Annotated in this window: 12 protein-coding genes, 3 tRNA genes and 2 pseudogenes; 6 read left to right on the plus strand and 11 right to left on the minus strand. The window is 63.3% G+C overall.

Annotation, left to right across the window (positions count from 1 at the left end; all coding sequences use genetic code 11):
• Positions 1–606 precede the first annotated feature (606 nt).
• The 3 genes from Atro_RS06450 to Atro_RS06460 all read right to left on the minus strand — a co-directional run bounded on the left by Atro_RS06450 (position 607) and on the right by Atro_RS06460 (position 4,242).
• Positions 607–1,698 carry a hypothetical protein gene (locus Atro_RS06450; RefSeq protein WP_497926925.1) on the minus strand — a complete coding sequence of 364 codons (1,092 nt, stop codon included), beginning with the start codon at positions 1,696–1,698 and terminating at the stop codon, positions 607–609.
• 573 nt (positions 1,699–2,271) lie between these two features.
• Positions 2,272–3,723: a tyrosine-type recombinase/integrase gene (locus tag Atro_RS06455; RefSeq protein WP_497926926.1), complete on the minus strand. Its 1,452-nt coding sequence runs from the start codon at positions 3,721–3,723 to the stop codon at positions 2,272–2,274.
• Between the two features lie 147 nt (positions 3,724–3,870).
• Positions 3,871–4,242 carry a YkgJ family cysteine cluster protein gene (locus Atro_RS06460; protein WP_497926927.1) on the minus strand — a complete coding sequence of 124 codons (372 nt, stop codon included), beginning with the start codon at positions 4,240–4,242 and terminating at the stop codon, positions 3,871–3,873.
• Between the two features lie 235 nt (positions 4,243–4,477).
• On the opposite strand from Atro_RS06460, the pseudogene Atro_RS06465 reads away from it, so the two are divergent.
• Positions 4,478–5,928: pseudogene (locus Atro_RS06465) on the plus strand (TrkH family potassium uptake protein).
• A 27-nt stretch (positions 5,929–5,955) separates the two neighbouring features.
• Here Atro_RS06465 and queF read toward each other — a convergent pair.
• Positions 5,956–6,786 carry an NADPH-dependent 7-cyano-7-deazaguanine reductase QueF gene (gene queF, locus Atro_RS06470; protein ID WP_497926928.1) on the minus strand — a complete coding sequence of 277 codons (831 nt, stop codon included), beginning with the start codon at positions 6,784–6,786 and terminating at the stop codon, positions 5,956–5,958.
• Between the two features lie 124 nt (positions 6,787–6,910).
• Between queF and Atro_RS06475 the strand changes: the two genes are divergently transcribed.
• Positions 6,911–7,594: a heavy metal response regulator transcription factor gene (locus tag Atro_RS06475; protein WP_497926929.1), complete on the plus strand. Its 684-nt coding sequence runs from the start codon at positions 6,911–6,913 to the stop codon at positions 7,592–7,594.
• Positions 7,591–8,909: pseudogene (locus tag Atro_RS06480) on the plus strand (heavy metal sensor histidine kinase). The gene Atro_RS06475 and the pseudogene Atro_RS06480 overlap by 4 nt, the downstream one beginning before the upstream one ends.
• Here Atro_RS06480 and Atro_RS06485 read toward each other — a convergent pair.
• Both Atro_RS06485 and Atro_RS06490 read right to left on the minus strand, forming a co-directional pair.
• Positions 8,906–9,685: an ABC transporter permease gene (locus Atro_RS06485; protein ID WP_497926930.1), complete on the minus strand. Its 780-nt coding sequence runs from the start codon at positions 9,683–9,685 to the stop codon at positions 8,906–8,908. The pseudogene Atro_RS06480 and the gene Atro_RS06485 overlap by 4 nt on opposite strands.
• Positions 9,682–10,614, minus strand: a complete 933-nt coding sequence (locus Atro_RS06490; RefSeq protein ID WP_497926931.1) for an ABC transporter ATP-binding protein — start codon at positions 10,612–10,614, stop codon at positions 9,682–9,684. The genes Atro_RS06485 and Atro_RS06490 overlap by 4 nt, the downstream gene beginning before the upstream one ends.
• A 192-nt stretch (positions 10,615–10,806) precedes the next feature.
• Here Atro_RS06490 and Atro_RS06495 point away from each other — a divergent pair, with 192 nt between their 5' ends.
• Both Atro_RS06495 and Atro_RS06500 read left to right on the plus strand, forming a co-directional pair.
• Positions 10,807–13,254, plus strand: a complete 2,448-nt coding sequence (locus Atro_RS06495) for an acyl-CoA dehydrogenase (RefSeq protein WP_497926932.1) — start codon at positions 10,807–10,809, stop codon at positions 13,252–13,254.
• A 99-nt stretch (positions 13,255–13,353) separates the two neighbouring features.
• The gene (locus Atro_RS06500) at positions 13,354–13,761 is read left to right on the plus strand and encodes a PA2817 family protein (protein ID WP_497926933.1); all 408 of its coding nucleotides are present in this window, start codon (positions 13,354–13,356) and stop codon (positions 13,759–13,761) included.
• Between the two features lie 92 nt (positions 13,762–13,853).
• Here the strand turns inward: Atro_RS06500 and Atro_RS06505 are convergent.
• The 4 genes from Atro_RS06505 to Atro_RS06520 all read right to left on the minus strand — a co-directional run bounded on the left by Atro_RS06505 (position 13,854) and on the right by Atro_RS06520 (position 15,227).
• A tRNA-Gly gene (locus Atro_RS06505) sits at positions 13,854–13,929 on the minus strand.
• A 111-nt stretch (positions 13,930–14,040) separates the two neighbouring features.
• A tRNA-Gly gene (locus Atro_RS06510) sits at positions 14,041–14,116 on the minus strand.
• A 2-nt stretch (positions 14,117–14,118) separates the two neighbouring features.
• A tRNA-Glu gene (locus Atro_RS06515) sits at positions 14,119–14,194 on the minus strand.
• Positions 14,195–14,345: 151 nt separating this feature from the next.
• Positions 14,346–15,227: an ATP-binding protein gene (locus Atro_RS06520; RefSeq protein ID WP_497926934.1), complete on the minus strand. Its 882-nt coding sequence runs from the start codon at positions 15,225–15,227 to the stop codon at positions 14,346–14,348.
• A 101-nt stretch (positions 15,228–15,328) separates the two neighbouring features.
• Here Atro_RS06520 and Atro_RS06525 point away from each other — a divergent pair, with 101 nt between their 5' ends.
• Positions 15,329–17,650 carry a hybrid sensor histidine kinase/response regulator gene (locus Atro_RS06525; protein WP_497926935.1) on the plus strand — a complete coding sequence of 774 codons (2,322 nt, stop codon included), beginning with the start codon at positions 15,329–15,331 and terminating at the stop codon, positions 17,648–17,650.
• A gap of 89 nt (positions 17,651–17,739) precedes the next feature.
• On the opposite strand, the gene Atro_RS06530 is transcribed toward Atro_RS06525, so the two are convergent.
• Complete coding sequence (locus Atro_RS06530; protein ID WP_497926936.1) at positions 17,740–18,216, minus strand: glutathione peroxidase; 477 nt, start codon at positions 18,214–18,216, stop codon at positions 17,740–17,742.
• Between the last annotated feature and the right edge of the window lie 52 nt (positions 18,217–18,268).

Genomic DNA, 18,268 nt, shown 5'->3' on the forward strand with positions numbered 1-18,268 from the left:
GGGGGAGGATCGCCTAGTTAAGCAGAATCAGCACAGGAGGCCAGGAAACATGCGGCTTCCAGCCTATTGGCACACTGAAGAGGGTAGAAAATACCAAACTATTTAAGTAGGGTATTCAGCCCATTCCAGGCCAGTTTCCGAGCCTCAATGATCTGCACTACCAAGGCGGCAACCTTCTCCAGATCGAACCCTATAGGCCGGAGCTGCACTGGAGGCTTCTCGATGGGGGAGCACCGCGATGGGTGGCGTCGCAAACTGCGACTGTTGGTTGAGCTCATCAGCTAACGCTGAACTCAAGAACAAGACCATTGGCCAGACTTTGTATGTATGTCTGGCCAAAGTGAAATGGATGTACAACGCATCCTAGGTTGTTGCTAGTCACGCAAACTGCGTGGAGGTCGTCACCCCCGCATGTTTCACATGCAGACGGATGGAAAGTTGTCCACGAAGGCAAGAATGCGTGCTCTGCACGCAGGGGATTCCTACAGGAATTTGGCAAAATCGTGGACACTAATAAAAGTCTGAGATGCCCGAAATCCGTAGCATTGCACGGAAAATTGCTTTATTTACGGCATTCAACTCTCAGACTAGATACATAGACTTCCTTCAGAACGGGCAGCTATCCGCTAAGGCAACCGGAGGGTTAGCAAGATACGCAGCCATACTAAGTTGTTTCTCGGCTTGCTCAGTAGCCAAGTCTGACAGGATATCGGCTAAAGCACTGCAGCGCTTAGCATCGTACTCTTGCACCAAACCCTTTAGATCAATGCTAGCTCCAGCCAAAATCATCTGAGACATTGACTCAACTAACCCAAAGATGTGCCAATAGGCTCTGCAATTTGCCTTCACCTCAGCGCCAGCGTATGTAGGCGGATGCGGGTCTGGTAGCTCGGCCAGCCACTGACAAAGTTTGCAGATATCATCTCGACGGACTGCCAGACGTTCCAATTCATGCTGGATCACCCTCGACTCTTTGTAGACTTCGAAGCTCAAGTGAAATAAGTCATTATCTTGAAAGTCTGCCCTCAACTCCCACAGCTGCTCCAAGTCCAATTGATCCAACACAATCGAATCGTCAACAAGGCAAACATTCTTCTTGAACCATTCAAGCTCCTTAACAATTGCCAATGTGCTGGGCTGACACTCCTTCTTGAACTGCTTCAAAGTGGGTATGCCGATCCGCTTGAAGATCAACTCGATAATATCGGCTTTCTCAGCTCCAGAAGGAATGCACCACTCTGGCTTAAGTCGGTATTTGGAAATCGAATGCCCATTACCAAGGTGCTTTGTGCCATGCGATCTATTGAACGTAGCCGGTTGCACAACAAGGTTTGAAGGGTGGAGAGTTCCTATCTTTCCCTGTACGCCGCATACCGGATGAATGTGGCTAATCTCATACTTTCTGGACTTCTTGTAGGCATTGGCCTTGTTGTTGTAACTCCAGATTGCATGGAGTTCGGACAAGTCCTCAAGCTTCTTTGGAACCACTTCAACAGTGCCTGCACGTTTCGACTGGTAGTGGAGGTACGAAAAGAAGCCGGTATTGTGGAGCTGAGACAGAAGAACCTTGTCTTTATCTTGCTCGGATCTTCTTGCGGATTGTCCGCATGCTTGGGAGCAGTAAAGTTGGTCGGCTCGGGCTGGGGTAAACTTCTTCTTACAGTGCTTACAAATCTTGCGTTGTTTCCGTGTTGGCATGTTGTTCCTCTCTAATGGGAATGGCGGTTAGTTGGTTAAGCATCGTCGTAATCACTTTGTTCAGAGTGTGGGTTGGGGTTTGTAAGTCGAGAAGCTGCATTATCTGTAGCAGCTCTCCGCTTGTTCTTTCATTCAGCGTTATTCGCATCGTCATTCTCCTTCTGTTTGGTTCGGTACAACCTCATGTAGCACTTCTGACTGCATGTACGTTTGTGGCTGCGGCGTGTAGCCATAGGCTGTCCGCATACCACGCATTTGCGTGTTACGAGCATGTTGGTTCCTATGTAAGAGTTTCGTCGCAACGACGAAAAGAAGCCCAGCCGTGGGCCGGGCAGGAGGCTCAGTGTCTGGGTATTGAGTTGGGTTGCTGGTAAAGCTGGAGAAATCAACTGCCGTTACAGGAGGGAACGGCTCGGTGAGGACTGCACCGAAAACCAGCTCGACCAGCGAAAGGGTTGTGGACTAAGAGCGCTCATCCACTATACGACTATTATCGCATGACAATCGCGATTTGTCAAGCAATTCACATGCCAACTTAAAAATAAATTTGTAACAGAATGATTCTACTAGTATTCAATACCTCAGCCGTGAGATGGCCTCAAACTTCTGTGTTGCACTGAACCCCTTTGCATATATGTCGAACGTAACTGTTTTCGTCTCATGTCCCACTAACTCAGCGATCAACAGCCCCTGCACATCAAGCCGCTGGAACTGAGTTATCGCCGTAGCGCGGATACTGTGGAACACATATCTCTCACTATAGCCGAGCCTAGTCTTAAGTTTGCTGAAGTCCTTGGAAAGAGTGGCAGAGCGTTTGCCGTACTTATTCTTCGCCGTAGATGGTATCAAGTAACCATCAACTGAGTTGGCGGATAGACGCTCGACAGTCTGGAACAACACAGGATGAACTGGCACGGTACGAATACCAGCCGCCGTCTTACTATCGACGATGTTGAAATGAAGAATGCCGCCATCTTCGATCAAATGCTCGACCTTAAGCTGGCATATCTCTTCGATTCTCGCACCAGTGTGGAAGCCGATCTGGATCAGGTCCGCAAGTGCTTGCCTACCATCATTAAGAGCGGCAGTGTGTAACTTCTGAAAGTCGGCAGCATCAAACGCTAGACGCTGAGCATCTACAGCAGCTTTCCCTTTGGGCAGACGGATATCGTGCCCACAGAATGGACTAGACACGCCTTTGAATTCAGTACGCCAGTCTGCATCGTACTTCATCGCCCATTTCCAGAAGGCATTCCCGGCAGTGTTGTACATCACCAGCGTTTGAGGATGCAGGCCGAGAGTGTTCAAGAACTCTGCCACGCTATCGAAGTTCAATGGACTGCCTCTCTGAGACAGGTATGCAGAAAGCTTCTCCAGCTTGGATTCTTGAATATCAAGCGTCCGAGCTGCTACATCCTGGGATTGCCGGAACTCCCTGAACTTGGCGAGTCGCTTCTTTGTGATAGGTGACTTCGGCTTGTACGACGCTGGATCAGCGACAATGGATTCGAGCTGTTCGCGCTGGCCCTCGGTGGTCTGGTAGTGCTTGGTATAGAGGCCTGGCAGGAGATGAGTGAACGTTTCCGCCAAACCATCCTGCACCATCAACTCTCTGTCGATGCTGCCAGCACTCCACTCAGCCAGCTCCTGCAACGTAGCGAAGAACTCTTGAACGCTGGGATGACTCATGGCCGACTCTGGAAAATCAGGAGTGGCGGGGCGAGGCATCACCGGCTCTCCAATCACCTCCCGACGACCTTGCAGACGCCATTGCTCAATCGTGGACACAGCTGACGACATATCGTCTTGCCAGCCTTCAGGAAGCGCCCTGCCCTCCCGCGCCTGCTCAATCTCTGCTTTCCATTTTGTCAGCCATTGGAGGCGTGCATGCATGGCCTTGGAGCGTGACCCTGTGTCCAAGGAACGGGTGAGAACCCGCCTGCCACCGAACGCCTTCCGTACATCCTGTGGAATGGCCAGACGCACATGCCACGTTCCGCCCTTCAAGACTAGATTGTCAGCCACGCCCTGCCCCCGTTGTACCTAGCGTTGTACCCAGCAATTGTACCCAAAAACCGAACTCAAGCCAGATAACTAGGGACTTCTAGGCGTTCACCCTCCTTGGCTGTGATGGGGAAAGTCTACGCCGAGCCACCGGGCAGCGCGCTCCGTTCAGGCGACCCGGTCCGGGCTCAGATCCGGCTGCAAGGGTGGCGTCAGCGGCGGCAGACCGTGGGCGGCGCGGGCCTTGTCGCAGTGGGGGTTGGCCTGGCCGTTGCTCCAGGCCGCCTCGAACTCCCGGCAGGTGCTGGAACGCTGTTCGTAAAGGGTGCAGCGCACCGCGCCGCCGACCTCGCCGAGCAGGCCGGCGCAGCGCACCGGCCGATGCTCGGTACCGCACATCGCCACCCGGTGCGGGCCGATCGGCACCACCAGATCGTCCGGTACGAGCCCGCCGGCGGAACGGCATTCACCCCAATAGAAGGACACACGAAACTGCGCGCAGCAGGCGCCGCACGTCAAACAAGGATTCTGATCGGACATGATTGGGAATAGACAAGAAACCGGCATGGGCCGGCGCCCAGGCTGCGCGAAGGAATGGCAAGAAAGCCGCAAGAACGCCCTTCGCCCGGCCTGCCCCTGACAAGCGGCGCTATTCTATCCGCCGTCCTGCGCTTGTGAAGTGCCCGGCACGCCCTCTGCAAACCCCTGCTCGGTTTACAGTGCGACCTGCGCGGGTAGAATGGCCCGCCTTGAATATCCGTCCAGGCATCTTTCCATGGCGCTGCCGACCCTGCGCATTATCGGCTTCATTCTCGGCCTCTTCCTGATCACCCTCGCCATCGGCATGGTTTTGCCGATCCTGACCCTGCTGATCTACGAACACAGCCACGAGATCGAGCCCTTCACCTGGGCGAGCATGATCACCCTCAGCGCCGGCGTCGCCCTGATCCTCCCGGCCGTCCGGAGCATGTGCATCTGCGGCCCCGCGACATGTACATGCTGACCACCGCCAGTTGGGTGGTGGTCTGCGTCTTCGCCGCCCTGCCGCTGAACCTACTGCAGAACATCAGCTACACCGACGCCTTCTTCGAGGCCATGTCCGGCATCACCACCACCGGCTCGACCGTGCTGTCCGGACTGGACAGCGCCTCGCCGGGCCTCTTGATGTGGCGCTCCATGCTGCACTGGCTGGGCGGCATCGGCTTCATCGGCATGGCGGTGGCGATCCTGCCGCTGCTGCGCGTCGGCGGCATGCGCCTGTTCCAGACCGAGTCCTCGGACTGGTCGGAAAAGGTGATGCCGCGCTCGCACATGGTGGCCAAGTACATCGTCGGCATCTATGTCGGCTTCACCCTGCTCGGCATCCTGGCCTTCCATCTGGCCGGGATGAGCTGGTTCGACGCCATCAACCACTCCATGTCGGCGATTTCCACCGGCGGCTTTTCCACCTCGGACGCATCGATGGCCAAGTTCGGCCCGGCCACGCACTGGACCGCCATCGTTCTCATGCTGCTCGGCGGCCTGCCCTTCACCCTCTATGTCACCACCTTGCGCGGCAACCACCAGGCTTTGCTCCGCGACCACCAGGTGCGCGGCTTCATGGGGATGCTGACCATCACCTGTCTGCTGTTCGGCCTCTGGTACTGGCAGCACTCCGACCACCACTTCGTCGACGCGCTGCGCATCGTCACGCTGAACGTGGTGTCGGTGGTCACCACCACCGGCCTGGTGCTGGGCGACTACAGCCAGTGGGGCGGCTTCGCGGTAATGGTGTTCTTCTACCTGACCTTCGTCGGCGGCTGCTCGGGCTCGACCAGCGGCGGCCTGAAGATCTTCCGCTTCCAGGTCGCCTATGTGCTGCTCAAGGCCAGCATGCGCCAGCTGATCCACCCCCGTGCGGTGCTCAAGCAGCAGTACAACGGCCACAACCTGGACGAGGAGATCGTCCGCTCGATCCTCACCTTCTCGTTCTTCTTCACCGTCACCATCGGCGCGATCGCCCTCGGCCTGAGCCTGCTCGGCCTCGACATGATCACCGCCCTGAGCGGCGCCGCCACCGCGGTATGCAACGTCGGCGTCGGGCTCGGCCCGATCATCGGCCCGGCCGGCAACTTCTCCAGCCTGCCGGATGCCGCCAAGTGGTTGCTGTCGATCGGCATGCTGCTCGGCCGCCTGGAAATCATCACCGTACTGGTGCTGCTGACTCCCAGCTTCTGGAGGCACTGAGCGGACGCCTGGTCCGCCCGCGAATCCTCACTGGCGCACCAGGCGCCGGTTGTCGGCGACTACCGCCCCGGTGCTGCGCCAGGGGTTGATGTCCAGCCCGCCGCGCCGCACGTAGCGTGCGTAGACGGTCAGCCGCTCCGGCTCGAGCCGATGCAGCAGGTCGAGAAAGATGCGCTCGACGCACTGCTCGTGGAAGTCCGCATGCTGGCGGAAGCTCACCAGATAGGCCAGCAGGCTGGCCGGTTCCAGCGCCGGGCCCTGGTAGTCCACCACCACGCTGCCCCAGTCCGGCTGGCCGGTCACCGGGCAGTTGGACTTGAGCAAATGGCTGTGCAGCACCTGCTCGACCCGGCGCTCGGGGTCGCAGCGCAGCAGCTCGGCCGACGGCTGGCCATAGCGGCCGATGGCCACGTCCAGCTCGTCGATGCACTGCCCCGGCAGCGCCGCGACGCCCTCCTGCTGCGCTTCGGCCAGGCTGCGCAGGCGCACCGCCACCGGCGCTCCGGCCGCCGCGGAGAGATCCTCGGTCAAGGTCCGGCGCACTACTTCACGGTCGGCGAAGACGGTCTGGTTGAGCGAGTTGAGGTAGAGCTTGAAGGACTTCGACTCGACGATGTTCGGCGAGTCGGCGGGAATCACGAACTCGCCGATGGCCACCACCGGCTTGCCGGAAGGCAGCAGCCAGGACAGCTCGTAGCAGTTCCACACATCCACGCCGCGGTACGGCAGGTTCCCGGCCGTCAGCCCCAGCTCGGCCCACTTGGGCGCACGCGGGATGGGGAACAGCAGGGACGGCGTGTAGGTGTCGAGGTATTCGCTGGACTTGCCCAGCGGGGAATGTTCGGCGGCGGGATGCATGGCGCGAAAACCTGGTGGCCTGATCGAGCGCGGCAGTGTATCGGGTTCGCGACCGGCTTTCATGCCGCGGGACGGGCGGGTCTGCAGCCGGTATAAAGGGCTTCTTTTCCTGGCGGACACCGCGATGAAACTGCTGATCGTCGAAGACGAGCCCAAGACCGGCCGTTCCCTGCAGCAGGGCCTCGGCGAGGCCGGCTTCGCCGTCGACCTGGCCGCTGACGGCGCGAGCGGCGAACGCCTGGCGCTGGAGGGCGACCACGACCTGCTGATCCTCGACGTGATGCTGCCCGGCCGCGACGGCTGGCAAATCGTGCAGGCGCTGCGCCGGGCGGGGCGGGAAACGCCGGTGCTGTTTCTCACCGCCCGCGATGCGGTGGCGGACCGGGTGCGCGGCCTGGAGCTGGGCGCCGACGACTACCTGGTCAAGCCCTTCGCCTTCGCCGAACTGCTGGCGCGGGTGCGCACCCTTCTACGCCGCAGCCAGGGTCCAGCCGCAGAGCCCCTTCTGCAGGCCGCCGACCTGGAGCTCGACCTGCTGCACCGCCGGGTCCGCCGCGCCGGCCGGCGTATCGAGCTGACGCCCAAGGAGTTCGCCCTGCTCGAACTGCTGCTGCGCCGCCAAGGCGAGGTGCTGCCCAAGTCGCTGATCGCCGCCGAAGTCTGGGACATGCATTTCGACAGCGGAACCAACGTCGTCGAGGTGGCTATCCGCCGTCTGCGCGCGAAGATCGACGACGGCTTCGCCCCGCCGCTGATCCATACCGTGCGCGGCCTCGGCTATGTCCTCGAAGCGCCCGCCGCGCCATGAGGCCGCTGTCCCTCGGCGCCCGCCTGAGCCTGCTGTTCGCCGCCTGCAGTGCGGCCGTCTCGCTGCTCGCCGGCGCCCTCTTCAACCAGGCCAGCGAGGCGCACTTCGTCGAACTCGACCAGCAGCAGCTGGAAGGCGAGCTCGCCGTGCTGCGCACCCTGCTTGACGGCGTCGCCGACGTGGCGGACCTGCCGGAACGCCTGCCCGCCCTGCGGGAAGAGCTGGCCCTGCACCCGGAACTGGCCCTGCGCATCGCCGGCAGCGACGGCCTCGTCTGGTTCGACACCTTTCCCGAGCACCACGACCCGGCGGCCTACCGCAGCCTGGAGGCGCCCCTGGAGCCGCAGCGCGCCGACGGAGCGCGGCTGACCCTGCATCTCAACATCGCCCACCACCGGCATTTTCTCGACGACATGCAGCGGATGATCTGGCTCGGCGTCGGCCTGTCCGCCCTGGCCACCGCCCTGCTCGGCGCCTGGGGGTACGCTGCAGCCTGCGCCCGCTGCGGCGGATGGGCGAGGTGGCGGCCGGGATTTCCGCCAGCTCGCTGACCACCCGCCTGGAGCAGGAGCGCCAGCCTGCCGAGCTGGCCGAGCTGGCGCAGGCGTTCAACGCCATGCTGGCCCGCCTGGAGGACGCCTTCGCCCGGCTCTCGGCCTTTTCCGGGGACATCGCCCACGAATTGCGCACCCCGCTGTCCAATCTGCTGACCCAGACCCAGGTGATCCTCTCCCGCCCGCGCGCCCTGGAGGACTACCGCGAGACCCTGCACTCCAACCTGGAGGAACTGCAGCGCCTGGCGCAGATGGTCGCCGACATGCTGCTGCTGGCCAAGGCCGATCATGGCCTGCTGCTGCCGAGCCGCGAGCCGCTGGAGCTCGGTGCGGAGATCGACGCCCTGCTCGACTATTTCGCGCCGTTCGCCGAGGACGCCGGGGTACGCCTGGCGCGGCGCGGCGAGGCGCGGCTGGCGGCCGACCGCGGCATGCTGCGGCGGGCACTGTCCAACCTGCTGGACAACGCCCTGCGCTTCACCCCGGCGGGCGGCGAGATCCGCCTGGAGCTGACGAGCGCCGCTGGCGGCCTGCGCCTGGAAGTCGGCAACAGCGGCCCGGCCATCCCCGCCGCCCAACTGCCGAAACTGTTCGACCGCTTCTACCGGGCCGATCCGGCCCGCCGCGAAGGCGGCACCGAGCACGCCGGCCTGGGCCTGGCCCTGACCCGCTCGATCGTCCGTGCCCATGGCGGGGAGATCCGTTGCGAGTCCAGAGAGGGCTGGACGCGCTTCATCCTCGAGTTCCCCGCATCGTCCTAATGGCGCATGCCGCGCCCGCTCACCAGCAGGCGCAGGCAGTAGGCGTACAACAGTGCGGTGGCCAGCAGCATGAAGCCGATGGCGATGCCGATGTGGATGTCGGAGACGCCGAGAATGCCGTAACGGAAGGCGTTGACCATGTGCAGGATCGGATTGCCCAGCGACACCGCCTGCCAGAACGGCGGCAGCAGGTCGATCGAGTAGAACACTCCGCCGAGGTAGGTCAGGGGCGTCAGGACGAAGGTCGGGATGATCGAGATGTCGTCGAAGTTGCGGGCGAACACCGCGTTGATGAAGCCGCCCAAGGAGAAGATGGTCGCGGTAAGCAGCACCACCAGCACGATCAGCCCCAGGTGATGCACCTGCAGGTCGGTGAAGAACAGCGACAGCAGGGTGACGATCAGCCCCACCGCCAGGCCGCGCAGCACGCCGCCGATGGCGTAGCCGAGCAGGATGATGTGCGGCGACACCGGCGACACCATCAACTCCTCCACCGAGCGGTGGAACTTGCTGCCGAAGAAGCTCGACACCACGTTGCCATAGGAGTTGGTGATCACCGCCATCATGATCAGCCCGGGCACGATGTAGTCCATGTAGGCGAAACCGCCCATCTCGCCGATGCGCCCGCCGATCAGGTTCCCGAAGATCACGAAGTACAGCACCATGGTGATCGCCGGCGGCAGCAGGGTCTGCGGCCAGATGCGCAGGAAGCGCTTCACCTCGCGGGCGACGATGGTCTGCAGGGCGACCAGGTTGGCGCGCAGTTCCAGGCTCATGGCGCCACCCCGTCGAGGTTCTTCTCCACCAGGGACACGAACAGCTCCTCCAGGCGATTGGTCTTGTTGCGCAGGCTGAGCACCTCGACGCCCTGCTGCTCCAGCTGGGCGAACAGGGAAGTCATGCCGTGGCTCTTCTCCACCTGCACCTCCAGGGTATGGTCGTCCACCAGCCGCGCCGGATAGCCCGACAGCTGCGGCTCGACCAGTTGCGGCTCCTTGAGGTCGAGCAGGAAGGTTTCCATGTGCAGCTTCTTCAACAGCTCGCGCATGCTGGTGTGCTCGACGATCCGCCCATGGTCGATGATGCCGATGTGCCGGCAGAGCTGCTCGGCCTCTTCCAGGTAGTGGGTGGTGAGGATGATGGTGATGCCCTGGCGGTTGAGCTCGCTGAGAAAGCTCCACATCGAGCGGCGCAGTTCGATGTCCACCCCGGCGGTGGGCTCGTCGAGGATCAGCAGGCGCGGTTGGTGGACCAGCGCCCGGGCGATCATCAGACGGCGCTTCATGCCGCCGGAGAGCATCCGCGACGGCACGTCGCGCTTGTCCCACAGCCCCAGCTGGGTCAGGTACTGCTCGGCGCGGGCCTTGGCGATGCGTGCCGAAATGCCGTAGTAGCCGGCCTGGGTGACGACGATGTCGAGGGTCTTCTCGAACTGGTTGAAGTTGAACTCCTGCGGCACCACGCCGAGGCAGCGCTTGAGCCCGGCCGGGTCGCGGTCGAGGTCGTGGCCGAAGACCTGCACGCTGCCGCCGGTCTTGTTCACCAGGGTCGAAAGAATGCCGATGGTGGTGGACTTGCCGGCCCCGTTGGGGCCGAGCAGGGCGAAGAAGTCGCCTTCGGCCACCTCCAGGTCGATGCCCTTGAGGGCCTGGAAGCCGTTGGCGTAGGTCTTGGTCAGCTGCCGGATGGACAGAGCGGAACTCATGGGAATAGGCGTACGGATCTGATCGGGAGAAGCGGCATATGGGGGCATGACGCCCCGAATGCAACCGTTGCCCTCGCAAAGCCCGTGCCGATCCGCTGCAATTTCGCCCCCCCGCACTCGGCTATCCTCAGGTGAGTCGCGCTTTCCGGCCGGCTCGTGCGCCGGTCTGCGCCCCACTCAGGAAGGATGCCCATGCTGTTCGCCTGGCTTCTGCTGCTGGCCGTCGGTCTGCTCGTGCTGGCCCACCTGCGCACGCCGGCCCTGCCCGTCCTGGCGCTGCTCGCCCTGTACCTGATCGCCATGGGTCTGTCCGGCGATGCACCCGGCTGGCTGCTGGCGCTGCTCTGGCTGCCCTGGCTGGCGTTCGCCCTGCCGCTGCTCCTGCCGCAACTGCGCCGGCGCTACCTCAGCGGCCCGCTGCTGACCTGGCTGGGCAAGACCCTGCCGCCGCTCTCCGATACCGAGCGCGACGCCATCGAGGCCGGCAGCGTGTGGTGGGACGGCGAGCTGTTCGGCGGCCGGCCGGACTGGAACAAGCTGCTGAGCTACCCGAAGCCCGGCCTCAGTGCAGAGGAGCAGGCCTTTCTCGACGGCCCCGTCGAGGAGCTGTGCGCCATGGTCAGCGACTGGGAGATCGGCCAGCGCCTCGACCTGCCCCCCGAGGCCTGGGCCTTCATCAAGACACAGGGCTTCTTCGCCCTGATCCTTCCCAAGGAGTACGGCGGCAAGGGCTTCTCCGCCCATGCCCATTCGCAGATCGTGATGAAGTTGGCCACCCGCAGCGGCGATCTGGCCTCGACGGTGATGGTGCCCAACTCCCTCGGTCCGGCGGAACTGCTGCTGCGCTACGGCAGCGAAGCGCAGCGCCAGCACTACCTGCCGCGCCTGGCCGACGGCCGGGAGATTCCCTGCTTCGCCCTGACCGGCCCGCATGCCGGCTCCGATGCCGGCGCCATGCCCGACAGCGGCGTGATCTGCCGCGGCCCGTGGCAGGGCGAGGAGGTGCTCGGCCTGCGCCTGAACTGGGAGAAGCGCTACATCACCCTCGGCCCGGTGGCCACCCTGCTCGGTCTGGCCTTCAAGACCTACGACCCCGAGCACCTGCTCGGCGACCGGGAGGAGCTGGGCATCAGCCTGGCGCTGATCCCTACCGATACGCCCGGTATCGAGATCGGCCGCCGCCACCTGCCGCTCGGCGCCGCCTTCATGAACGGCCCGAACGCCGGCAAGGACGTGTTCGTGCCTCTGGATTTTCTCATCGGCGGCCAGGCGATGATCGGCAAGGGCTGGTCGATGCTCATGGAATGCCTGTCGGTGGGCCGCTCGATCTCCCTGCCGGCGGTCGGTGCCAGCGTGGCCAAGGGCTGCAGCTACGTCAGCGGGCGCTATGCGCGCATCCGCGAGCAGTTCGGCGTGCCGCTGGCCAGCTTCGAAGGCATCCAGGAGGCCCTGGCGCGTATCGGCGGCAATGCCTGGCTGATGGACGCCGCACGGCTGCTCACCGCCCAGGCGGTGGACCTCGGCGAGAAACCCGCGGTGCTCTCGGCCATCCTCAAGTACCAGTTGACCGAACGTGCCCGCGAGTGCATCGGCCATGCGATGGACATCCACGGCGGCAAGGGCATCATCCTCGGCCCGCGCAATTACCTGGCGCGCCTCTGGCAGAGCACGCCGATCTTCATCACCGTGGAAGGCGCCAACATCCTCACCCGCAACCTGATGATCTTCGGCCAGGGCGCGGTCCGCTGCCATCCCTATCTGCTGCGGGAAATGAGGCTCGCCGGTCGCGCGCCGCAGGCCGGAACACTCGATGAATTCGACGCCCTACTGCGCGGGCATCTGGGCCACGTCACCGGCAACGCCGCCAGCACCCTGCTGCTCGGCCTCGGCGGCGGCTGGCTCGACCGGGTCCCGGGCGACGCCGCAAGCCGCCGCTATTTCCGTGCCCTCAATCGTCTTTGCGCAGCCTTTGCCCTGCTCGCCGATCTCTGCCTGCTGCGGCTCGGCGCCGATCTGAAGCGTCGCGAGCGGCTCTCGGCGCGCCTGGCCGACGTGCTGAGCCACCTCTACCTCGGCTCGGCCGCACTCAAGCGCTACCACGACCTAGGTCAGTCCCAGGAGCAGCGTGCGTCGCTCGCCTGGGCCATGGAAGATTCCCTGGCGCAGGCCGAGGCGGCTCTGGCCGGCGTTCTCGCCAACTTTCCCGGCCGCCTCCCCGGCATGCTGCTGCGCCTCCTGGTGTTTCCCTTGGGCCGCCGTCACCGGGGCCCCTCCGACCGGCTGGATGCCCAGATCGCCGACATCCTGGGCCGCCCCGAGGACGATCCGGCCCTGGCAGCGCTGCTCGAGGGCTGCTATCGCCCGCAATCCCCCGAGCAGCCGCTCGGCGCCCTGCGCCAGGCCTTCGAACGACTCACCGCTACCCAAGTCAGCGCCAGGAAATTACGCACGGCACTTCGCAACGGCCAGCTGCGCCCTGCCCCTGGCGCCGATCCGATCGATGCAGCGCTGGCGGCCGGCGTGTTGGACAGCACCGAAGCTGCCGCCCTGCAGGCTGCGGAGGAGGCGCGGATGAGGGTCATCCATGTCGACGATTTCACTCCGGAAGAGGTCCAATTGGGCGAAGGCAGGGTTCGCTGAGAGCGAATCCGTATGAGTCACGCGCATCAGTCCTGCTGCCCGAAAGGAGGCGACGCATCGGACTGTTATACTCCGCGCCCTTTTCATTGCAGGTATCCCATGCCCACGTCCTACCTCGACCACAACCTCGCCCTGCTCGCCCAACTGCGCGCCCTGCTCATCGCTCTGGGCGAATCCGAACAGGTCTCCGACGAGAGCCACGCGCTGTTCATGGAGCGTTTCGACGAGTTGCTGATGTCCTTGCCGCAGATTCCGGAGGATCGCCATCTGGGCCAGGACATGATCTGCCAGGTGTTCCACCGCTATCCGCAGATCGCCCACCTGGTACCGCGCGACCTGCTCTGGTTCTTTGGCGGGGACTGTCTGCACTTCATGCCGGACGAGGAGATCGCCCTGTATCAGGAGCTCGACGAACGTCGCTTCGAAGCCGAGGAGCAAGGCAAGCCCTTCGACTGGAACCGGGAGAAACAGATGCTCGCCTTGCCGGAAGACAGCAGCCGGCACTGAGTGGAAAAGGCCCGCCGAAGGGCGGGCCGAGAGGGTTCTTCCAGAAATGGAAAACGAAAAACGCCGCTCGATGAGCGGCGTTTTCGTGAATTTGGAGCGGGAAACGAGACTCGAACTCGCGACCCCGACCTTGGCAAGGTCGTGCTCTACCAACTGAGCTATTCCCGCGTGTGCTGACCCTTAGGACATTAGGGCCTAACCAACAAAACACATCCTACCCTCAAGGCCACAAGCCTTGAGGTGAAGATGACGATTTATCCATCGACGCCTTCGAGAAATTGGAGCGGGAAACGAGACTCGAACTCGCGACCCCGACCTTGGCAAGGTCGTGCTCTACCAACTGAGCTATTCCCGCATTGGCGTCCCCTAGGGGACTCGAACCCCTGTTACCGCCGTGAAAGGGCGGTGTCCTAGGCCACTAGACGAAGGGGACGCGGCCCGGAACTTACAACAGACTTTTCCGGCTTCCCGCGCTTCTATTTTGCTTCAGCGCTGGAAGTGGGGCGCATTCTAGGGAGCCTTTCGAAAATCGTCAACACCCGAATAAAAATTTTCCAAATCAATGACTTCCCGATACTGCACGGCTAGCCGAGAAGCTGCAGCCCGACCCAGTGGCGGGCGAACTGATAGGCGCAACGGCCATTACGGTTGCCGCGCCCCTGAGCCCAGCGGATTGCCGTCTTCTCCAGGGCCTCGTCCCAATCCCAGGACAATCCACACTGCTCTGCCAGCACGCTAATCCAGTGACGCACCACGGACAGATAGTGGTCCTGGGTGAACGGATAGAAGGACAACCAAAGGCCGAACCGGTCGGACAAGGCAATCTTGTCCTCCACGGCCTCGTTCGGATGCACCTCGCCATCGACCAGCTGCCAGTTGTCGTTGTCGCTCTGCTTCTCCGGCACCAGATGGCGGCGATTGGAAGTGGCGTAGAGCAGCACGTTTTCCGGGGCGCGCTCCAGCGAGCCGTCCAGCACGCTCTTCAACGCCCGGTAGCCGTCGTCGCCGGCCTCGAAAGACAGGTCGTCGCAGAACAGCACGAAGCGCTGCGGCAGACCGGCCAGGCGCTCGACCACCCGCGGCAGATCGGCCAGGTGGTCGCGCTCGATCTCGATCAGGCGCAGGCCGGCTTTTGCATGCTCGGCCAGCAAGGCGCGGACCAGGGAGGACTTGCCGGTACCACGGGCGCCCCACAGCAGGGCATGGTTGGCGGGCAGTCCGGCGACGAACTGACGGGTATTGCGCGACAGTTGGTCGCGTTGGCTGTCCACGCCGAGCAGATCGGCTAGCCGCATGTCCAGGCTCACCTGCAATGGCAACAGCGCTCCGTCACGCCCTATGCGCTGCCAACGCGCGGCCAGGTTAGTGGTCCAATCCAGCGGGTGCTGCGCAGCTGGCAGCAGAGGCTCGAGACGCTCCAGCAGAACCTGAGCCTGGTCAAGAAATTCGTTCAATCGGGCGTTCACAATCCGTCCTTATACGATGGTCAGAATGCATGAAGGGTTCTGCCAGCCCGAAGCCTGCTTGGGTTATCCTACGCGGCTAGCATTTGGACTCCAGCCACTGCATGAACATAGCGCCAACCAACCGCCTCTCCTACAAGCAGGCCTCTTTGGCGGTACTGGCAGCGTTCGTGCTCGGTACCCTGCTCAGCCTGGCGAAGATCAGCCTGGATTATGCCAGCCAAAGCGCATCCATTGAGCGGGAAATCAACAGCCTGCAGCAAATCAGCCTCAATCCGGCAGCGCGCATCGCCTACAACATCGATGCCGAACTGGCGCAGGAGCTGCTGCTCGGCCTACTGCGCTCGCCCGCGGTGATCGGTGCCGAGATCGTCGGCAGCGACCAGCGCCCTCTGGCCGCGGTCAGCCGCCCGGCGATGAACAGCGAATACCGGGTGTTCAGCGACATGCTGTTCAAGCCCAGGCGCTATTTCGAGGCGCCCCTGAGCATCGCCCACGCACCCGACGAAGCCCTTGGCTTCCTGCGCCTGGAAATCGACACCTACGCCTTCGGCAGCGCCTTTCTCGAGCGCTCCGGACTCACCCTGCTGACCGGCTTCGCCAGCAGCCTGCTGCTGGCCCTGCTCCTGTTGGTGGTCTTCAACCGGATGCTGACCCGGCCGCTGGTCGGCATCATCCAGCAACTGAGCGAGCACAATCCCAACGAGAACCGGCCGCTACCCTGCCCGCCGCGCCACGAAAGCGACGAAATCGGCATTCTGGTCCAGGCCATCAACCAGCTGCTGCGCAAGACCGGCCAGGAGATCGAGCAGCGCCGCGAGGCCGAGAACCGTCTGACCGAATACCTCGGCGAGTTGGAGAACATGGTGTCGGCGCGCACCGCCGAGCTGGAGGCAGCCAACGCCCGACTGATGCAGAGCAACCGCGATCTGGAGACCGCCCGGAGCACCGCTCTGGAAATGGCCCAGGCGCGCTCCGCCTTTCTCGCCAACATGAGCCATGAGATCCGCACACCGCTGAACGGCCTGCTCGGCATGCTGTCCCTGTCCCTCGACGGCCCGCTCAGCAGCGAGCAGCGCCAGCAGCTTTCCGTTGCCCACGCCTCGGGCAAGGTGCTGGTCCGGTTGCTCAACGATGTGCTCGACCTGTCCAAATTCGAGTCCGGCCAGATGGAGCTGGAGCGGATTCCCTTCGATATCGGCGCGCTGATCGAGGATGCCACTGCCCTGCTCTCGCAGAGCGCGGCCCCCGGCGTCGAGCTGACCTGCCTGATCGACCCCGGACTGCCCGCCCAGGTGATCGGCGATCCGACCCGGGTCAGGCAGATCGCCAGCAACTTGATCTCCAACGCACTCAAGTTCACCCGCTTCGGGCGGGTCGACGTCTGCCTGCAAACCAACGGCGAAGGCATGCTGCTGCTCATCATCCGCGATACCGGCATCGGCATATCCAAGGAAGCCCAGGCGCGTATCTTCCAGCCCTTCGCCCAGGCGACCGCGCACATTACCCGCCAGTACGGCGGAACCGGCCTCGGCCTGGCCCTGACCCGCAAACTCTGCGAGGCCATGCAGGGCCGCCTCGCCTTCACCTCCAAGGAGGGTCTGGGCAGTACCTTCACCGTCGAGCTGCCGCTACCTTGCCACACCTCGGCCATGCCCCGCGACGCGCTGCATGGCCGCGTCGTCGGCATGACGCCCGGCAGCAGCGGCCTGGCGGAACTGCTCGAGATGCACCTGCCGGGCTGGGGTCTGGAATATCGGCGGCTGGACATCGACACCGGCCTGGCCGGAGTCGAGGCCGACTTGCTGATCACCGACTGCCCGCAATGCCTGCTGGGCATGCGCCCGGCCGTCACTACGCCGTTCCTGGTGGTGGCCGCCTACGGCAGCTTCCTGCCGCGGGAAGAGGTACATGCCCTGGCGCCCCTCCAGCAACTGGCCCGGCCACTCTCCCGTGCGGCCCTGTTCCAGGCAGTGACGCGAGCCTTGCAGGCCACGGAGGAACCCCCGCCCACTCACGTCGAGACCGTGCAAGCCGAGTCTCGACAGCGCCAGGTCCTGCTGGTCGAGGACAACCCGGTCAACCAGATGGTCGCCAAGGGCATGCTGGTCAAGCTGGGCTACGAGGTCGCCATCGCCCCCCATGGTGCCGAGGCGCTGTCCTATCTGGAACACGGCCCGGTCGACCTGATCCTGATGGACTGCAACATGCCGGTGATGGACGGCTACGAGACCAGCCGGCGGATTCGCCAGGATGGCCGCTGGTCCGAGCTGCCGATCATCGCGCTGACCGCCAACGTCCTGCCGGAGGAGCGCGAGCGCTGCCGTACTGCCGGCATGAACGACTACCTGGCCAAGCCCTTGCGCCGCGAGGATCTGGCCAACATGCTGCACACTTGGCTACCGGGCGGGACGAGCGCTACATGAGCGGAGCCGACGACAGGCTCGATGACTCGGCGGAAAACGAAGAAAAAGCACTATATGAGGCCAGCCTGATCCTGGCCGTCGGCCAGGCCCTATTCCAGCAGGGCTTCGATTTTGCCGTGGAGCTTACGCGGGTCGGTCGTGGGAGCGAAGCGCCTGACCACCCGGCCCTCCCGGCCGATCAGGAACTTGGTGAAGTTCCACTTCACGCTCTGGCTGCCCAGCAGGCCTGGGGCACGCTGCTTCAACTCCGCGAACAGGGGGTGCGTCCGGGGCCCATTGACCTCGACCTTCTGAAACAGCGGAAAACCGACGCCATAATGAGACTGGCAGAACTCGGCGATTTCGAGTTCATCGCCTGGCTCCTGATGACCGAACTGATTGCAGGGAAAGCCGAGCACCACCAGGCCCCGTTCCCGGTAACGCTGCCAGAGCATCTGCAGGCCCTCGTACTGGGGCGTGAAAGCGCAGCGACTGGCCGTGTTCACCACCAGCCAGGCGCGCCCGGGAAAATCGGCCAGCGTCCGCGACTGACCATCGAGGGGAATGTCGAACAGCGGATCGTGCATACCGAAGCCCTCCCGCAAGGCCTGGGCCGGGTCGCGGCGCTGCCCGGGCCCC

The organism is Azotobacter tropicalis (genome assembly GCF_059739045.1).